At 40.9% G+C, this 15,394-nt stretch carries 11 protein-coding genes; 4 read left to right on the forward strand and 7 right to left on the reverse strand.

What is annotated here, in order from left to right:
- The first annotated feature begins 69 nt into the window (after positions 1 to 69).
- From aroB to aroA, 4 genes are read left to right on the forward strand one after another with little or no spacing between them, the layout of a single operon-like run.
- Positions 70 to 1,059 carry a 3-dehydroquinate synthase gene (gene aroB, locus ACTQXY_RS00835; RefSeq protein WP_441657881.1) on the forward strand — a complete coding sequence of 330 codons (990 nt, stop codon included), beginning with the start codon at positions 70 to 72 and terminating at the stop codon, positions 1,057 to 1,059.
- Positions 1,060 to 1,074: 15 nt separating this feature from the next.
- Entirely contained in the window at positions 1,075 to 2,196 is a 1,122-nt protein-coding gene (gene aroC / locus ACTQXY_RS00840) for a chorismate synthase (protein WP_441657882.1), read from the forward strand.
- A gap of 19 nt (positions 2,197 to 2,215) precedes the next feature.
- Entirely contained in the window at positions 2,216 to 3,241 is a 1,026-nt protein-coding gene (aroF, locus tag ACTQXY_RS00845) for a 3-deoxy-7-phosphoheptulonate synthase (RefSeq protein WP_441657883.1), read from the forward strand.
- Complete coding sequence (gene aroA / locus ACTQXY_RS00850) at positions 3,231 to 4,514, forward strand: 3-phosphoshikimate 1-carboxyvinyltransferase (protein WP_441657884.1); 1,284 nt, start codon at positions 3,231 to 3,233, stop codon at positions 4,512 to 4,514. The genes aroF and aroA overlap by 11 nt, the downstream gene beginning before the upstream one ends.
- A gap of 42 nt (positions 4,515 to 4,556) precedes the next feature.
- Here the strand turns inward: aroA and ACTQXY_RS00855 are convergent, their stop codons facing one another.
- The 7 genes from ACTQXY_RS00855 to glgA all read right to left on the reverse strand — a co-directional run bounded on the left by ACTQXY_RS00855 (position 4,557) and on the right by glgA (position 15,327).
- Positions 4,557 to 7,982 carry an alpha-L-arabinofuranosidase family protein gene (locus tag ACTQXY_RS00855; protein WP_441657885.1) on the reverse strand — a complete coding sequence of 1,142 codons (3,426 nt, stop codon included), beginning with the start codon at positions 7,980 to 7,982 and terminating at the stop codon, positions 4,557 to 4,559.
- Positions 7,983 to 8,163: 181 nt separating this feature from the next.
- Positions 8,164 to 8,292 (reverse strand): hypothetical protein, encoded by a 129-nt coding sequence (locus ACTQXY_RS00860; RefSeq protein ID WP_264465970.1) that lies wholly within the window; start codon positions 8,290 to 8,292, stop codon positions 8,164 to 8,166.
- An 82-nt stretch (positions 8,293 to 8,374) separates the two neighbouring features.
- Entirely contained in the window at positions 8,375 to 9,883 is a 1,509-nt protein-coding gene (locus tag ACTQXY_RS00865) for a monomeric [FeFe] hydrogenase (RefSeq protein ID WP_441657886.1), read from the reverse strand.
- A gap of 53 nt (positions 9,884 to 9,936) precedes the next feature.
- Positions 9,937 to 12,330 (reverse strand): homocysteine S-methyltransferase family protein, encoded by a 2,394-nt coding sequence (locus ACTQXY_RS00870; protein WP_441657887.1) that lies wholly within the window; start codon positions 12,328 to 12,330, stop codon positions 9,937 to 9,939.
- 1 nt (position 12,331) lies between these two features.
- A complete protein-coding gene (locus ACTQXY_RS00875) occupies positions 12,332 to 12,976 on the reverse strand; it encodes a vitamin B12 dependent-methionine synthase activation domain-containing protein (protein ID WP_441657888.1) in 645 nt (214 codons plus the stop codon).
- A gap of 18 nt (positions 12,977 to 12,994) precedes the next feature.
- Positions 12,995 to 13,861 carry a methylenetetrahydrofolate reductase [NAD(P)H] gene (gene metF, locus ACTQXY_RS00880; RefSeq protein WP_441657889.1) on the reverse strand — a complete coding sequence of 289 codons (867 nt, stop codon included), beginning with the start codon at positions 13,859 to 13,861 and terminating at the stop codon, positions 12,995 to 12,997.
- 29 nt (positions 13,862 to 13,890) lie between these two features.
- A complete protein-coding gene (gene glgA, locus ACTQXY_RS00885) occupies positions 13,891 to 15,327 on the reverse strand; it encodes a glycogen synthase GlgA (protein WP_441657890.1) in 1,437 nt (478 codons plus the stop codon).
- Between the last annotated feature and the right edge of the window lie 67 nt (positions 15,328 to 15,394).

Raw genomic sequence — 15,394 nt, forward strand, 5'->3', positions numbered from 1 at the left:
GTGTAATATATATACATCATGAATTTAAAGTGATAAAGTATTTAAGATTAATATAAGGAGACAGCTACCATGAAAATTCACGTAACATGCAGTAAAGATTATGATATCTATCTTCAAAAAGGGCTTTTGGAGCAGATTCATAATTATATCGACTGTCAGCGAAAAATATTTATCATATCTGATGACAATGTACCCGAATGTTATCAACAGACGGTATCGAAACAATTCCCAAATTCCTATCTTCACATTGTAACACATGGAGAAGGTGCAAAAAGTTTTGCAGTAATGGAAGATTGTTTAACACAAATGCTGCAGCGAAACTTTTCCCGTAAAGATCTGGTTATCGCCCTCGGCGGCGGTGTCATCGGAGATCTTGCCGGCTTCGTGGCAGCCAGCTATATGAGAGGAATTGATTTTATAAACATACCGACTACAACATTATCTCAGATAGACTCCAGCATCGGTGGAAAGGTTGCGATCAATTTAGATGGCATCAAAAACTGTGTCGGTGCATTCTATCAGCCAAAGATGGTTCTCATTGATCCCCTTGTATTGAATACTTTGCCAAAAAGACATTTTTATAATGGTCTTGTGGAGGCAATCAAGGCAGGATTGATTCAGGATAAGGAACTGTTTGAACTATTTGAGCAGGACGAACTTGATATTGAACAGATCATTTACCGTTCACTGCTTGTCAAAAAGTATGTTGTAGAGCAGGATGAGACAGAACAGGGGTTGCGGAAGATTTTAAACTTTGGTCACACGATTGGTCATGCATATGAAAGCTATTATCACCTTCGCGACTATTACCACGGAGAATGTGTGGCACTTGGTATGATGGCAATTCTCAAGAACCCTGAGATTAAAGAAAGACTCTCGAAAATACTGGAACGCTTTCAGATCAACACGACCTGTGATGCCAAGAAAGACAACGTTTTTACTTATCTTGGCAAAGACAAAAAAGCAGACCATGACCGGATTACGATTGTAAAAGTAGAACAAATCGGTCATGCAGAATTGGAAGATATTCCAATTACAGATTTAAGAACTTATTTATAAAAGGATTTGATTACTATGAAAAATACATTTGGAAATAACATTACTGTTACGATTTTCGGGGAATCCCACGGTCCTGCCATCGGGGCAGTTATTGACGGGATGCCTCCCGGAATCAAAATTGATTCCAGCTTTATCAAAAAACAGCTGGACAAGCGGAAACCAAAGGGAAAGATTTCTACAGCGCGTGTCGAGAGTGACCGGGTTCAAATTATAAGCGGCGTCTTTGAAGACTATTCCTGCGGAACACCGATCTGTCTTCTGATTCAAAATCAGAACCAGCACTCCAAAGATTACAGCAAAACAAAAGCGCTCGCCCGCCCATCTCATGCAGACTACAGTGGAGATTGCAAATACCTTGGATTTCAGGATTACCGCGGAGGAGGACATTTCTCCGGAAGGCTGACGACACCGCTTGTCGCGGTCGGCGCCATCTGCCTTGATATGCTTGCAAGCAAGGGTATTTATGTTGCCTCCCATTTAAAAAGCATCAAGGATATCGAAGATGTTTCTTTTTCCTCCGATGAAGAACTGCTGAAACAACAGATGGACAAAGTCAATGACGAATATTTTGCAACGATTGATGATACCGTCAAGGAACCGATGAACCGAGTGATTGAAGATGCCTTTCACAGTCTGGACTCTGTCGGCGGCACGATTGAGACGGCAATTATCAATATGCCTGCCGGCGTGGGTGAGCCGTATTTTGACTCTGTTGAGAGTATTCTCTCCCACGCGCTCTATTCTGTAGGTGCCGTAAAGGGAGTTCAATTTGGAACCGGATTCCCAATCAGCCGGATGTACGGCTCAGAGGCGAATGACAGCTTCCGCATGAAAGATGAGAAAGTCATCACTTCAACTAACCACAATGGCGGTATCAACGGCGGTATTACGAACGGAATGCCGATTATCATCACAACGGCAATCAAACCAACGCCTTCTATTTATCAAAAGCAGGATACCATCAATTTCCGTGAACGTTCCGATGAGGAGATCTGTATCGAGGGAAGACATGATCCCTGTATCGCTCACCGTGCGCGTGTAGTCATCGACAGCGTGGTAGCAATTGGACTAGTCGATCTTCTTCTGACCAGATACGGACAACTCTATTTCCAGAGCGAGCCAAAAGAAAATTTTTAATAGAAAGTAGGGAAAGACAATGATTATTACACTGAAAAAAAATACACCAAATCAAGAAGTAGACCACTTAATTCAGCAATTTGAATCACAAGACCTGAAAGTAAGCCTGATTACCGGAGAAAATTACAATGTATTTGGTTTGGTCGGCGACACTGCACAATTAGATGAAAGGAGAATCCTTGCAAATGAATGGGTAGAAAATGTACAGAGAATCGCTGCTCCATATAAGATGGCAAACAGAATGTTTCACCATGAAGATTCTATTATTGATGTGGGCGGCATCAAAGTCGGCGGACAGGAACCGATTGTTATTATCGGTGGACCATGCTCTGTGGAAGGCAGAGAAATGATGGAAGAAATTGGGGTCGATGTCAAAAACGCCGGTGGCTCCATGCTCCGCGGCGGCGCTTACAAACCAAGAACATCTCCTTATGCTTTTCAGGGAATGGGATATGACGGAATCATGTGCATGGTAAATGCCCGCAGCAAAACCGGACTTCCGATTGTCTCTGAGCTTATGAGCGCAGACAAAATTGAAGAATTTGAAGAACATGTAGATCTGGTTCAGATCGGCGCACGCAATATGCAAAACTTTGATCTGTTAAAAGCAGTTGGTAAAATGACAAAACCAATCTTGTTAAAACGTGGTTTGAGTGCAACAATCGAAGAATGGATCATGTCAGCAGAATACATTATGGCAAGCGGAAACCCAAATGTCATCTTCTGCGAACGTGGTATCCGTACTTTTGAAAAATATACAAGAAATACTCTGGATTTGAGTGTGATTCCTATTCTGAAAGAAAAAACTCACCTTCCTGTGATCATCGATCCATCCCACGCAACTGGAGACTGGAAACTTGTAGAATCTATGTCTCTTGCCGCAATCGCAGCAGGTGCCGACGGTCTTATCATTGAAGTACACAATAATCCGGAATGTGCATGGAGCGACGGCATGCAGTCTCTAAAACCAGAGAAATTCAAGAATGTAATTGAGAAAGCCAAACTGGTTGCCCAGTCTGTAGGAAGAAGTGTCTATGAGGGCTAGAATCACCCCTGCAAAGATAGACTCAGGAAATATCACTATTCCGCCGAGCAAGTCTTTGGCGCACCGTGCAATTATCTGTGCCTGCCTTGCTCCTGGCAGAAGTGTAATCTCCAACATTGATTATAGCGTAGATATTCGGGCAACCATAGAGGGCATGCGCCATCTTGGTGCCAGTATCAAAGAAGACAAAGATACGCTTTTCATCGACGGCATTCAGACATTCCAATATGATGGAGACATTGTAAATTGCCATGAATCCGGCTCTACACTCCGTTTCTTTCTTCCGCTTTTCTCCCTAACAGGAAGAAAAGCAACTTTTTCAGGAAGTAAACGTCTCATCGAGCGTCCACAAAACGTCTATGAGAGATTATTCCAAGAACAGGGGATTAATTTTGTCCGAGAATATCCCAATATTACAATTGACGGGAAATTGAAACCGGGAGAACTGACTTTAAAAGGAAATGTTTCTTCACAATTTATAACAGGACTTTTATTTGCCCTCCCACTTTTGGAAACAGACTCAAAAATTCATATTGAGCCGCCATTTGAATCCCGCTCTTATGTCGAGCTTACTATTCAAATGTTGAAGCGTTTCCAAATTCTTGTGGAATATGAAGATGCATACACATTAATCGTCAGGGGAAACCAACAATACCAACCGACAGATGTACTTGTGGAAGGAGACTACTCTCAGCTTGTATTTTGGGCATCACTCGGCACCTTAAATCAAACTGTAGAGACGCATGGGTTAGATTTACAATCACTTCAGGGAGACAGGAAAACAATTGATATTTTTCAAAGCATGAATGCACATGTGAAATTTTTAAATGATGGATATCAATTTTTTCCAAGTAGATTAGACGGAACCGTCATTGATCTCAACGACTGCCCTGATCTTGGTCCGATGCTTTTTGCACTTGCAACACAGGCAAATGGAAAAACGACTTTCCAAAATGCCGGAAGACTTCGTATCAAAGAATCTGATCGAATCGAAGCAATGGAAACAGAACTCAAAAAACTTGGCTGTTCCATCTCTTCCACCTTTGACACAGTCACAATAATCGGTCCTGTCAAACTGCAAGGAAATGTAACACTTCACGGACACAACGATCACCGGATTGTAATGGCTCTTTCCATACTGGCTACACTTGCTGATGCCCCAGTAACAATTGATGATGCACAGGCAATCAACAAAAGTTATCCTGGATTTTTTAAAGATTTAGCTTCCTGTGGAATCTTTATAGAATTTAGCAATAGGGTAGAGGGCGAATAAGTCTTTAAAAAACGGAGAAGATTTTCATCTTCTCCGCCTTTTTTATAAGTTCCTTCTTCTCTTCTTATCTGCGATGAAAATAGTACCGCCTGATACAACCACTAACATAATCATCAACAAAATCATTGTTCCATCTCCTGTTGTAACACTATTGTTAGGTTTGTTATCAGGAGTTGTTTCCACGCTGGCTTTCTTTTTCAAATTATCAATTGCCTTTTGGATTGCTTCTGCCATTTTATCTACTTCTGCCTGCTTTGTAATATCCAAATCACGTACAACTGCTTCTTTTGCTTCTTCTAATTTTGCCACAGATTCTTTCGTGTAAAGGCTCAAATCTTTTGGAATATTTCCAAGTGCTGCATCTACTTTACTATAATCTGCTTTTTTCAGCTGAAGGCCTTCGATCGCACTCCGGATTGCTTCTGCCATCTTATCTACTTCTGCCTGTTTTGTGATATCTAAATCACGTACAACTGCTTCTTTTGCTTCTTCTAATTTTGCCACAGATTCTTTCGTGTAAAGGCTTAAGTCTTTTGGAATATTAGCAAGTGCTGCATCTACTTTGCTATAATCTGCTTTTTCTACTACCTGCTCTTCAGCTAAAATCTTCACAATCGCAAAAGAATGTTTCTTCAATTTGATAATCTGTCCTTCTGGCATCTTTGTTTTCTCTGTCTGAACAGATACCCTATCTGGTGCCTCTAATGTATTTTCGTCTGTGATTTTATCAGACTCCAATCTCTGAATCTCAATATCTCGTCCGCTTACATCCACACCTTTTACATCTAACATTACATTTTGATCTTTTTCACGATCCACATTCACAAGTGCAACATACATATTTCCATTTTTATCTACACTTGCAAGTGATGATAATGTTTTGACACCATTACTCATTGTCGGGGCTTTCTCGAATGTTGTTTCCACAACATTTTCTCCAAATCCTGCATTCAACATTTGGAATACATGTGCGGATGGTGTTGAGAAAAATGCAAAGTTTCCTTCTCCAGTTGTTGTGTCTGCCCCATTTTGTTTTACAACCTGTATCACAGCCTGCTGTGTAGGTCCTAAAGAATCCGCTCCTGAACTATACCAATCAGACAAGCAATGTTTTTGAATATAAGGACTTCCAAGTTTTACATATTCCATAATTACTTTTGCAATGTAAATAGCATGTGTCTGAGAACGCACCTGAGATTCTGTATTTCTAAAAATACCGTACTCACTGATAACCGGAACTTTTCCAGCAGGTAATCTGTCCACATAATTTTTTACATTTTGGATTCCGACATTCTCTGCCTTTTTCATTGCATCATCATAAAATGCCTCTGCATTTGTTCCACCACTCACAGAGCCAGAATATGGATGGATGGTCATACCATCGTACCACTCATTTGCACCAAGCTCATTCATTCTATTAATAAATCCATGTGATTCAAAACTTGTGTACACATTTGATTTGTAGTTTGTCTTCTCAATCTCATTGATTTTCTCTGTCGTCTTCTTAATTGCTTTCGACACATCAATAAAACCTTCTCTGTCTACTGTATATGTCGCATAAATATTTTTTCCTGCTGGAGGAATCATACCTTTTTCTCCATCTCCAAAGGTAATTCTTCCTGTGCTATAATCCACTACACAGTGTTTGTCTGTTGCTTTTGAGTTTTCAAAATTAGATACTACTGTCCATTCGTCTAAATTTCCATCTGTACCCACATATACTTTCACTCCATCATTGACCGCTTTATATTCTGGGTCTTCTACGATTTTTCCATCAACCAATTTTCCTGGGTTCTGGTTTGCATAACGTAAATAACGAACTAAATTTGGTTTTCCATCACTCTGAGAAGCTTTTTTATTCCAATTTTCTTCATCGACTGCATATTTCTGTACAAACTTTGCCTGTCCACCTTCTGTATATGCCTTCTCTGCTCCTGCATTACCGTTTACATATGTTGTCCAATATCCTTGAGATGCAGTTCCGTCAGAATCTCCCCATGCTTGCTGCATTTCGTTCCCAATTTCAAAATATCTTACATTGTAAGGCTCTTCATGACCGTTTTTTGCACGAACTTCTGCCCAATCGATTCCGCCATTTGGATTTGTTCCAACTTTTGCATTCAAGAATTCCACTAAATCTGCTGCATCCTGCGCATTTCCGCGTCCAAGGCTATATACATACACGATTTCTGAACCTACCTGATCTGCAAAATCTGCGATTTCTTTGATTCCGAAATTAGGTTCAATACCACCTTGTCCTTCATTATTATAGAAACCATGAATTTGTTTTTTTCTGTCTTTTTTATCTCCCAAAGTAGTCTTCCAGTTGAACAAGTTGGAAATTGTTCCTCCCGGATAACGGATAGAGCCAAAGCCTGCCTGCTCATACAGCTTTGTGAACTCATCTTTCATCTTCATCTCTTTCGAATCAAATGTACCATATCCATTGAATGCATAGCGGTGATTGATTCCGAAAATAGAATCCGGCTCGATTGTTTGTACAGTTTTCGCTGTATCAATTGATAATTTTACTGGAAACTCTGCTTCATACTCTGCCATTGCTTTTTCAAGCTCTGCATAAGCCGCTTTCATGTCAGCTAAAGTTGTAGCATCCTCTGATTTTTTCAAAGCATTCTGTAATTGTTTTGCTTTTTCATTGTCTTCCGGAAGCTTCTGATTCTCCGCAAGCTCTTTTCCTTCTTGAATCAGTTTCTTCAATTCCTGATTGTATAACTCAGTAGCTTTATCTTCGTAGATTGCTTTCGCCTCATCCGCTGTCAATGCCTTTTCATACACATAAAACTCATCTACATCACCGCGCATTGGATGCGGATCTTTGTTTCCATCTGTCTTATGCGCACCAAGACGAAGAGCTAATTTCTGATCAACTTTATTGGTACCCAAGCTCTGTGTACTATCTAATTCTCCATTGATATAGTAGGTTACTTCATTCTTATCTTGATTAAACACTACTGTAACATGCTGCCAATCACCTTTTTGTACTGATTTTTTACTCAATACATTCTGAGTATTAATAAATGTATTGTATTTTCCATCCGCCTGCAATGTAAGCAACGAACGACCATTGCCTTCGTGTTGAAGTAATACCGCTGACTTATCGATCCCGTCTCCTGTGATTGTTGTATCGTAACGATACCACATAGAAAAAGAAGTAGAACCTTCCCCCGTATTGATATAGTTCTCCAATCTCAGATACTTATCTGTTCCGCTTCCAAATCGTAAAACCTTTCCAAATACTGGATCTTCACTATCAACAATGCTAATGCCATTTAATGTAGCTGTTGTCTTATCTCCCTGATCACTTTGTAAAGAATCAAAACTCCAATGATCTTTCATGCTGGTTTCCCAATTTGACCCTTCTACAGCCTGCACCGAACCGATAACAGATGTCAGCATCATAGCAGACATGACAGAACACAATGTCATTTTTAACGTTTTCTTTTTCATTTTCCCCATCCTTTTTGTTTATTTGTACAATATATGTATTGATACTTTATCATCTTTTTGTTGCTTTTGCAACATTAACTGATTTAATTATTTCAATCTTTTTACTTTTCGCTCCTCCAGCAACTACCATCTCATTTAAACTAAAAATGGAGCAAGATTCTTTCATCTCACTCCACTACATCTAGGCATTTGCCTCTTTATCGTCTTTTCTTTTTCGCAGATAACGCCCAAGCTTAATTCCTGCAAATGCAAACGCGCCTACAATTATCATCTTAATGACCGTCTGTATCAATGCTGCTAAAAATCCCATATGCACACCTCCACGCACACTTTTGCTTTATCTAATTTCTTGCATTATATAATATCATACAATCCAACTACCGTAAAGGCGATTATTTTAATTCAATTTCTTCTAATTCTTTTGGCGGCAGCATCTTTGAGGAATGTGCCACAAAATCTTTCAATTCTTTCTGTGCTTTTTGAATCGGAATATTCGTTCCGGCTCCGGCAATACAACCTCCCGGACATCCCATTCCCTCAATCAGACATCCATTTTTCTTTCCGATCTTCGCAAGTGTCAGCATCTTCTTACATTCTGCAAGACCTTCCGCATGCTCAATCTTCACTTCCACATCTGGATAATATTCATTGACACATTTTTCGATGGCATTCGCAACACCGCCTGCCGCAGCATATCCACGCCCTGCACCGGTTGCGTCATGGAAAGATGACTCAGCCTCATATTCTGTCAGATCAATCTCTCTGGCATCAAACATGGCCTGTAATTCTTCAAACGTAATGACAAAATCCACATCACTTCTCACAGTTCTTCTGGATGCTTCTAGTTTTTTCGATGCACATGGTCCGATAAATACCACTTTTGCATTCGGGTGTTCTAATTTGATTGTTCTTGCTGTTGCAACCATCGGTGTCAATTCCTGTGATACCTGATCTGCAAGATCCGGAAAATATTTTTTAGCAAGCATTGACCATGCCGGGCAACAAGAGGTCAGTAAAAACGGAAGTTCTCCTGTAACTACTTTTTCTACATAATGATGTGCCTCCGCAATCGCGCCGATATCCGCCCCCAACGCCACCTCATACACTTCCGCGAATCCAAGTTCCTGCAATGCAGCCTTGATATTTCTCGGTGTGATATTCGGTCCGAACTGTCCTACAAATGCAGGTGCGATCTCAGCTATAATCTCCCCGCCTTCTTTCAACGCTCTTCCAAGCTGAAAAATCTGAGATTTGTCCGAAATTGCTCCAAATGGACAGCTTACCATACACATTCCGCAAGATACACATTTGTCATTGTCAATATGAGCTCTTCCTATCTTATCCGAATCAATCGCATTCACTCCGCATGCTTTCGCACATGGACGCTCTTTTTTTGAAATCGCATCATATGGACAGACAGATTTGCATTTTCCACACTTAATACATTTTTCCTGATCAATGTAGGAACGCCCCTTTTTCATGGAAATAGCTCCCACCGGACAGACTTCGCGGCAAGGATGTGCCACACAGCCTTTACACATGTCACTCACTTCATATCCCTTTTCCTCACATGCCGCACAGGCAGATGGGATGACCTGCATAAGCGGTGGCTCATAATATTTTTCCGAAATATTACTTTCTTCAATCCCAGCTGTCAGATGTACCGGCTTATCCTCCGGGCGAAGTGACATTCCCATCGCAAGGCGCATACGCTCCCTTACAATTGCACGCGAACGGTAAATACTCTCTCTGTATTTCTCCGTATCCTCATTAATCAGTTCATACGGAACAGCCTCAATATCGTCGATCAGCGTCTCCGGAGTCGATTCAAATGCTAGCTTTGCTACCTTTGTGAACACTTGTCTTCTGATTCTTCTAATTGGTGTCTCCAATCCTCTCATGGCTTTTTTCTCCTTCATCTCTGTAAAATGCATTCTCTATTTATCATAGAAATCTATCTATGATTTGTCAATATTTTTTGTGCGTAATAGACGGATTGCATTGCATCTTTTCCATAGAAATCCGCTCCGATCATATCCGCATATTCTTGATTCAAAACAGCTCCGCCGACCATGACTTTACAATCTGGCGCTTTTTCTCTAAGCTGTCTGATTGTCTCTTCCATGCTTACAACAGTAGTCGTCATCAGAGCACTTAACCCTACAAGCCTCACCTCTTTTTCAAGCACAGTCTCAACAATACGTTCTGGTGCAACATCTTTTCCCAGATCAATTACTTCAAAACTATAATTTTCTAAAAGCACTTTCACGATATTCTTCCCGATATCGTGAATATCACCTTTCACAGTTGCAAGAACGACTTTTTCTTTCTCTTTTTCCTCTCCACCGTTCTTCTCAAGCTCCTCTTTTAAGACTGCAAAAGAACTTTTTGCCGCATCTGCACTCATCAGGAGCTGAGGAAGAAATACAGTTCCTTTTTCAAACCCTTTTCCGACCGTGTCAAGCGCCGGAATCAGATAGGTATTAATGATCTCAAGCGGCGCCTCTGTTTTTACAAGTGCAACCGTTGTCTGGTATGCATCTTCTTTCAATCCTTTTTCAATAGCTGTTTTCAGATCAATTTGCTGCCCTGCTGGCACTGCTGTCTTTACCGGTTCCTGATTGCCGTAATGTGCAATATAATTCTCGCAGTTTGTGTCATAATTCATCAGTGCACAGTATGAATGATATGAGCGCATCATATCCTCTGAAGACGGATTGATAATACCCGCCGTCAATCCATTTTGCATTGCCATAGTATAGAAATTCGCATTGATGGCCGGACGACTTGGAAGTCCAAAAGAGATATTAGACACACCGAGAGCAGTCCGGACTCCATATGTATCCCGTACCATTTTCAGTGCTTCCAATGTTGTCTTTGCTCCGTTTGGCTCTGAGCTGATTGTCATGGTGAGCACATCAATGACAATATCCTTTTTGTCAATACCATATTTTTTTGCTTCCTCGATAATCTTGCCTGCAACTTCTAGACGCCCTTTTGCCGTCTTTGGAATCCCATTTTCATCCAACGTAAGCCCAATGACAACTCCACCATACTTTTGAATCAATGGGAAAACTGCATTCATAGATTCCTGTTTCCCGCTGACTGAATTTACCATTGGTTTTCCATTGTAAATACGCATCGCCTGCTCCATTGCCTCTGTGTCTACTGTGTCAATCTGAAGAGGAAGACTTGTCACACTTTGAAGTTCTCTGACCACCTCTTTCATCATTACAACCTCATCGATATCTGGAAGCCCCACATTTACATCTAAAATATGTGCTCCCTTATCCTGCTGTGTGATTCCTTCTTTTAAAATATAATCCAGGTTATGTTCCTTTAAAGCCTGCTTAAACTTACTCTTTCCTGTCGGATTGATACGCTCTCCGATAATGACAGGCATATCTCCAAGTTCTACTGCTTTTCCATAGGAGGAGACAATCGTGTGATTCTTGAAAGTTGGCTTTGTCATCTCTAAGTCTTTACAAGCTGCAATCATCGCACGGATATGCTTTGGAGTTGTACCACAGCATCCGCCGATCACACATGCACCTGCTTTTACAATCTCCTGAAGCTGTTTGGCAAAAACATCCGGTGTAACATCATAGTAGGTCTGTCCGTCTCTTTGCTTTGGAAGTCCCGCATTCGGCTTTACAATGATTGGCAGTGAAGTATATTGTGCAATCTGCTGCAAAATAGGGAGCATCTGTTTGGGTCCCATTCCACAGTTGATCCCAAGTGCATCCACTCTGAGACCTTCCAAAAGCGCCACTACAGACGGCACATCTCCTCCTGTCAGAAGTTTTCCTTTGTCATCAAATATCATCGTTGCAAATACAGGAAGATTTGTGTTTTCTTTTGCTGCAAGGACTGCTGCTTTCACCTCGTAAGTATCACTCATTGTCTCGATGTGAATCAAATCTGCCCCTGCTTTCTCCCCATACTGCATAACTTCTTTGAACGCTTCATAGGCATCTTCAAAAGACAGGTCTCCCAAAGGTTTTAACAATTTTCCAGTCGGTCCGATATCCAAAGCAACATAATAGTCTCGCTCATCTCTGATCCCCGCCTTTGCTCCAAATCTGACATTTTCAACTGCCGCATCAATGATAGCCTTTAAGGAACAATTTTCGTCATGAAACTTCAATGCGTTCGCTCCAAATGTGTTCGTAAGCACAATATCACTTCCAGCCTCAAAATATGACTGATGAATTTTTCGTATCGTTTCTTTTCGCTCTATATTCCAGGTCTCAGGGAGTTCGCCAGGCTGAAGTCCTTCTGCCTGCAACAGCGTCCCCATCCCTCCGTCAAAAAATAAGAGCTCTTTTCCTAATCTTTCCAGTAACATATTAACTCCTTCTGTATATACAATCTAATTTCTGACATTCTTCGCAGCCTTTGATATGGCATGGCTCCTGTGTGCTGCTGACCCCAATCACAGCCGTCACAGACTTTGTCGGGGTAAGCATATAACTCTCTGTCATCGTAAGTCCTATCGTCTTTGCAGCATCCAGCATCCGTAAGATATCATCCTGATGTAAAATGGAGTAATCTCCATACCCCGGACTGAATCTTGGGCGAAGATATAACTGCTCCTTGCGCAGACTTTCGGCAATTTCATTTTGTGCCTTATCACAATATTCCTCCAGCATCGCAGCTGCACACGCCTGCAGAACAACTGCCTTCGCCATATCCGTCAGACTGTATCGTTTCATAAGCACATCCACACTGGTCCCTAGTGTCGCTCCAAATACGACTGCCTGAGAACAGCCCTTCAAGTTCTTATATAGATTTTTACTTTTAATTTTCATTTTTCCTATGCTAAGCTCATTCGTATCCGGAAAAGTAGTTTCAAAAATGCGATAGGTGAATTTTGCATTTACGATGCGTTCCAATTCTTTGAAAGAATCTTCCACCAGCTGTAATGTTCGTTCATCTATCGCATGTCTTCCATATCCAAGATACCGAACGGCTTCTCTCGTTCGTATATCCATAATACCCTCTAATTTCGTTTATTTGATAATCTCTGATAAGTTTGTCATGATTGCAGCTGCAATTTCCGGCTTATTCATAGAATAAATATGAATATTCTGAATACCATTTGCAATCAGATCGATAATCTGATCTGTCGCGTAGGCAATTCCCGCCTGCTGCATCGCTTTTGGATCATCTCCGAACCGGTCTACTATGGCACGAAATCTTTCAGGAAGGATTGTTCCCGAAAGTTCACAGATACGAGCAATCTGCTTTCCATTCGTGACAGGCATAATTCCTGGAAGAACAGGAACTGTGATTCCTTTCTCTCGAATCCGGTACAGGAAATTGTATAAAATCGAATTGTCAAAAAACATCTGTGTCGTTAGAAAATCTACACCGACATCCACTTTTTCTTTCAAGTGCGCAATATCTTCTGATTTATGCTCGCTTTCTACATGCCCTTCGGGATAACATGCTGCCCCAATACAAAAATCTCCCTGTGATTTGATATCTGCAATCAGCTCACTTGCATATTTATAGTGGTTGGGAATCGGAAAAGCTCCATCCTTTGGGATATCTCCGCGAAGTGCCAGTATATTTTCGATCCCCTGTTCCTTTAACTGCTCAATGACTTGTCTTACTTCTTCTTTTGTGGAAGAAGCGCAAGTCAGATGCGCAAGACTTGCCACTCCAAGATCATTCTGGATATGAGATGCAATCTTAACTGTATTCTTGCTTGTCCCGCCGCCAGCTCCATAAGTGACACTGATAAAGGAAGGCTTTAAAGCTACAATTTCTTCTGTTGCTTCCAATACTTTTCCGTATCCGGCATCTGTTTTTGGGGGAAATACTTCAAACGAAATATTCACTCTGTTTTCTGATAATCTGTCTTTAATTTTCATGTCCAATCTCCTCCGGTCTCTTCTTTTGTCTATAAAGTGTTGTATAAATCCTCATATTGCTTTGCAGAATTTTTCCATGAGAAATCTTTCTGCATCGCCCGCTCTGCAATCTTATTCCAATCGCGTTTTTTATCATAATAAATCTGCTCGGCATACCGCACAGTATGCATCATCTCATGCGCATTATAATTGCAGAAACTAAATCCTGTTCCCGTCTTTTCATATTCATTATAAGCCTCAACCGTATCCTTTAATCCTCCGGTCTCTCTCACGATCGGAACTGTTCCATATCGAAGGCTCATCAGCTGACTAAGTCCACAAGGCTCAAATAAGGACGGCATTAAAAATGCATCACAGGCAGCGTAAATCATATGAGACATTGGTTCGGAATAATAAATCTGAGCCGATACCTTTCCCGGATATTTCCATGCAAAATGCCGGAACATGTTCTCATATCTCTCTTCACCGGTTCCAAGTACAACAATCTGAATCTCATCCTGACACAATTCATCTAACACATATGCGATCAGGTCAAATCCTTTCTGGTCAGTCAGTCTGGAGACAATACCTATCATCATCTTCTTTGCATCCACTTCCAAACCAAGCTGCTCTTGAAGTGCAAGTTTGTTTTTCACCTTTTCTTTTCTAAAATTCTCTACCGTATAATTTCTTGCAATATGGACATCTGTGCCAGGATTATATTCTTCATAGTCAATACCATTGACAATTCCAGACAGACTGTTACTTCTTGCATTCATAAGTCCGTCCAACTTTTCTCCGTAAAATGGTGTCTTAATTTCTTCGGCATAAGAGCTGCTCACTGTCGTCACGCAGTCTGCGTATACAATACCTCCCTTCAAGAGATTCGCATCTTTATACGCCTCCATCTTGTCCGGTACAAAATAATAATCCGGAAGCCCTGTAATCTCTTTTACTTTATCGGTTCCCCACACGCCTTGGAATTTTAGATTATGTATCGTCATAACAGTCTTAATCCCCCGATAAAATTCTCCACCATAACGGAAATTGTCAAGATATACCGGAATCAATCCAGTCTGCCAGTCATGACAGTGAATGATATCTGGTCTGAAATCTATCAACGGTAAGATACTGAGCACTGCCTTTGAGAAGAACGCAAATTTTTCAATGTCCCAAAGTATATCACCGTAAGGCTTGAACCCCGCAAAATATTCCTCATTATCTACAAAATAGAATGTCACTCCGTCCAATTCAAGCTCCAGAACACCTACATAACGGCTCTGCCAATAAAAATCCATGTAAAAATGTGTCTTGTACTGTAACTGATCCTTCCATTCCTCTTTCATACACATATATTTCGGCAGTATCACCCTGACATCATACTGTCCTTTGTCAAAATTTTTTGGCAAAGATCCGACAACATCGGCTAACCCACCGGTTTTAATAAACGGCACTGATTCTGAAGCGGCAAATAATATTTTTTTCATGACCTTTCCTCCACTCATTTTTATAGCACTTTCTTTCTATTATACCGAGTGCAAGCCAAAGGGTCAA

The sequence above is a fragment of the Faecalimonas sp. LCP19S3_D12 genome (assembly GCF_052121495.1).
Taxonomy (GTDB): Bacteria; Bacillota; Clostridia; order Lachnospirales; family Lachnospiraceae; genus Faecalimonas.

What these genes read in the sequence shown, in the direction of transcription:
- aroB (WP_441657881.1), top strand. Translation starts at nt 70, where the DNA reads ATGAAAATTCACGTAACATGCAGTAAAGATTATGATATCTATCTTCAA.
- aroC (WP_441657882.1), top strand. Translation starts at nt 1,075, where the DNA reads ATGAAAAATACATTTGGAAATAACATTACTGTTACGATTTTCGGGGAA.
- aroF (WP_441657883.1), top strand. Translation starts at nt 2,216, where the DNA reads ATGATTATTACACTGAAAAAAAATACACCAAATCAAGAAGTAGACCAC.
- aroA (WP_441657884.1), top strand. Translation starts at nt 3,231, where the DNA reads ATGAGGGCTAGAATCACCCCTGCAAAGATAGACTCAGGAAATATCACT.
- ACTQXY_RS00855 (WP_441657885.1), bottom strand. Translation starts at nt 7,982, where the DNA reads ATGAAAAAGAAAACGTTAAAAATGACATTGTGTTCTGTCATGTCTGCT.
- ACTQXY_RS00860 (WP_264465970.1), bottom strand. Translation starts at nt 8,292, where the DNA reads ATGGGATTTTTAGCAGCATTGATACAGACGGTCATTAAGATGATAATT.
- ACTQXY_RS00865 (WP_441657886.1), bottom strand. Translation starts at nt 9,883, where the DNA reads ATGAGAGGATTGGAGACACCAATTAGAAGAATCAGAAGACAAGTGTTC.
- ACTQXY_RS00870 (WP_441657887.1), bottom strand. Translation starts at nt 12,330, where the DNA reads ATGTTACTGGAAAGATTAGGAAAAGAGCTCTTATTTTTTGACGGAGGG.
- ACTQXY_RS00875 (WP_441657888.1), bottom strand. Translation starts at nt 12,976, where the DNA reads ATGGATATACGAACGAGAGAAGCCGTTCGGTATCTTGGATATGGAAGA.
- metF (WP_441657889.1), bottom strand. Translation starts at nt 13,861, where the DNA reads ATGAAAATTAAAGACAGATTATCAGAAAACAGAGTGAATATTTCGTTT.
- glgA (WP_441657890.1), bottom strand. Translation starts at nt 15,327, where the DNA reads ATGAAAAAAATATTATTTGCCGCTTCAGAATCAGTGCCGTTTATTAAA.